Annotated in this window: 3 protein-coding genes and 1 pseudogene; all 4 read left to right on the top strand. The window is 64.0% G+C overall.

What is annotated here, in order from left to right; genetic code table 11:
* A pseudogene (locus tag GHO03_RS24210) lies at positions 1-307 on the top strand (hypothetical protein); the annotation flags it as partial.
* A 24-nt stretch (positions 308-331) separates the two neighbouring features.
* Positions 332-1,312 carry a MoxR family ATPase gene (locus GHO03_RS24205; protein WP_095000489.1) on the top strand — a complete coding sequence of 327 codons (981 nt, stop codon included), beginning with the start codon at positions 332-334 and terminating at the stop codon, positions 1,310-1,312.
* Positions 1,312-2,262, top strand: a complete 951-nt coding sequence (locus tag GHO03_RS24200; RefSeq protein WP_095023536.1) for a DUF58 domain-containing protein — start codon at positions 1,312-1,314, stop codon at positions 2,260-2,262. Before GHO03_RS24205 ends, GHO03_RS24200 begins: the two co-directional genes overlap by 1 nt.
* Positions 2,259-2,369: DUF4381 family protein (locus tag GHO03_RS25690; RefSeq protein ID WP_153400658.1), on the top strand; the 111-nt coding region annotated here is incomplete at its 3' end. The genes GHO03_RS24200 and GHO03_RS25690, both read left to right, overlap by 4 nt.

The raw sequence follows: 2,369 nt of genomic DNA, 5'->3' as shown, positions 1-2,369 counted from the left end.
CCCCTACCCGCAGCCGGCCCCCCAACCGCATCCCTACCCGGCACCACGGCCCATGCCACCTCCGCCACGGCCCTTGCCTGCGCCACCACCACCGGACAACTGGTATCACCCGTGGGCAGCCGCCGCCGTGGTCGGTGCAACCACGGCCACGGCAATAGCCATCGGCTCGCAAGTCACCAGCGTGCCTGCGGACTGCGTATCGGTCGTGGCCAACAATGTGGCGTATCAACACTGCGGACCAACCTGGTATCAGCCCCGCTATGTGGGTGGCAACGTGCAGTTTGTGATGGTCCCCGCCCCCTGGTAATCGTGCTCAAGCAAGGAATGCTTTATGACAGCGCTCAACGATCTGAATGCCCTGCAAGCCAGCATCGCCGAAGCGGTATTGGGCCAGGACGAGGTTATCCGCCAGATCATCGTCGGGTTGCTGGCCAACGGTCATCTGCTCCTCGAAAGCCTGCCGGGTTTGGCCAAGACCCGCACCGTCAAGGCGTTGGCCAGGCACCTGGAGGCGCAGATGAGCCGTATCCAGTTCACCCCTGACCTGCTGCCATCGGACATCACCGGCGCCGAGGTGCTGCACCAGGTGGACGGCCAGAACCTGATCCGTTTTCAACCCGGGCCGTTGTTCGGCAACCTGATCCTGGCCGACGAAATCAACCGCGCCCCGGCCAAGGTGCAGGCGGCCCTGCTTGAAGCCATGGAAGAACGGCAGATCACCGTCGCCGGCAACAGCCACCCGCTGCCCGCACTGTTTATGGTGCTGGCTACGCAAAACCCCATCGAACAGGAAGGTACCTACCCGCTGCCCGAGGCGCAGATGGACCGCTTTGTGATGAAAGTGCTGCTCGACTACCCAAGCCCGGCAGATGAATCCCGGGTGCTGCGCATGCTGCGCGCTGAGGAACAGGTGCAGCACGCCACGGCCGATACAGCCCCGCCGTTTACCCTGGGTCAGGAGGTGATTTTCGCGGCTCGCCGCGAAGTCGCCACAGTGGCCGTGTCCCCCGCCATCGATGCTTACCTGATCGACCTGATCAACGCCACCCGCCGTCCTGCCGACTATGACGCCGATCTGGCCCGCTGGATCAGTATCGGCGCCAGCCCCCGCGGCGGTATCGGCCTTGACCGCTGCGCCCGTGCCGACGCCTGGCTGCGCGGCCAGGCCTTTGTCACCCCGGACAACGTGCGCGCCGTGGCGTATCCGGTACTGCGCCACCGCCTGCAACTGAGCTACGACGCCGTGGCCGATGGCGTCAGCGCTGATCAGGTACTGCAACGCATACTCGACAAAGTCGCGATACCTGCCTGATGCACGCCCAACGGCAGGAGGCCGACGGCCTGGTATACGTCTCGCTTGCGCAACTGATGGCGCTGGAGTTCAAAGCGCGGGCGTTGAGTTTTGTCGCCCGCCAACCCCACGGCAGTATCCTCTCGGGCAATCATGCTTCGCGCTTGCGTGGCCGCGGCCTGAATTTTGACGAACTACGCCGCTATCAACCCGGTGACGACCTTCGCCACCTCGACTGGCGCGCCTCATTGCGCACTGGCAAGCCAGTGGTGCGTACCTTTACCGAAGAACGCGACCGCCCGGCCTTGATCGTGGTCGACCAGCGCATGTCGATGTTTTTTGGCTCCAGCCGCAGCTTCAAATCCGCCACCGCTGCCGAACTGGGTGCACTGGCCGCATGGATGGTGTTCAACGCCGGTGACCGGGTGGGCGCCCTGGTATTCAACGATCAACGCATCGACAGTATTGCCCCGCTGCGCAGCCGCAAACGGGTGGAGGCGTTGTGCAGCAAAATTGCCCGGCAAAACCAGGAACTCAATGCCACTCAACCGGACTGCGAAGACGCCGACCAACTGGACAAGGTCCTGCAACATTGCCTGGCCATCGCCGGTCACGACCACCTGATTTGCCTGATCAGCGATTTCGCCGGGGCCGGGCCGCACACCCTGCAGTTGCTGCGCCAACTGGCAGTGCACAACGATGTCATCGCCATGCAGGTTTACGACCCATTGGCGCTGGACCTGCCCGATACCGGGCGCTTGCTGGTTACCCAGGGCCAGTTGCAAGTGGAGCTGGCGGTAGAGCACGCACACGTACGCCAGCCACTGGGCGACTTCCTCAGCGGGCGCTTCAAGGACATCGCCAGCCTGCTGCGCCGCAGCCAGGTGCCGCTGATGATGTTCAGCACCGCGCAGGATACTCACAGCCAGCTGCGGATCGAACTGGGCAAACTGGGCGGGGCGCGGCCATGAGCAGTCCTATCCCCAGCATTGAGCAACTGCAAACCCTGGCCCTGCCTGCACCCGTCAGCTACCTGCCGCAGACCTGGGGCTGGTGGGCCTTGCTTGGGGTTGTGCTG

This window comes from Pseudomonas sp. FSL R10-1339, from assembly GCF_009600545.1.
GTDB lineage: Bacteria > Pseudomonadota > Gammaproteobacteria > Pseudomonadales > Pseudomonadaceae > Aquipseudomonas > Aquipseudomonas bubulae.
Note: the sequence above shows the minus strand (reverse complement) of the source record. Positions and strands in the feature narration are given on the sequence as shown.

Excerpts from the sequence above, each read along its gene's own strand:
- GHO03_RS24200 (WP_095023536.1), top strand. The coding sequence starts at position 1,312 with ATGCACGCCCAACGGCAGGAGGCCGACGGCCTGGTATACGTCTCGCTT.
- GHO03_RS24205 (WP_095000489.1), top strand. The coding sequence starts at position 332 with ATGACAGCGCTCAACGATCTGAATGCCCTGCAAGCCAGCATCGCCGAA.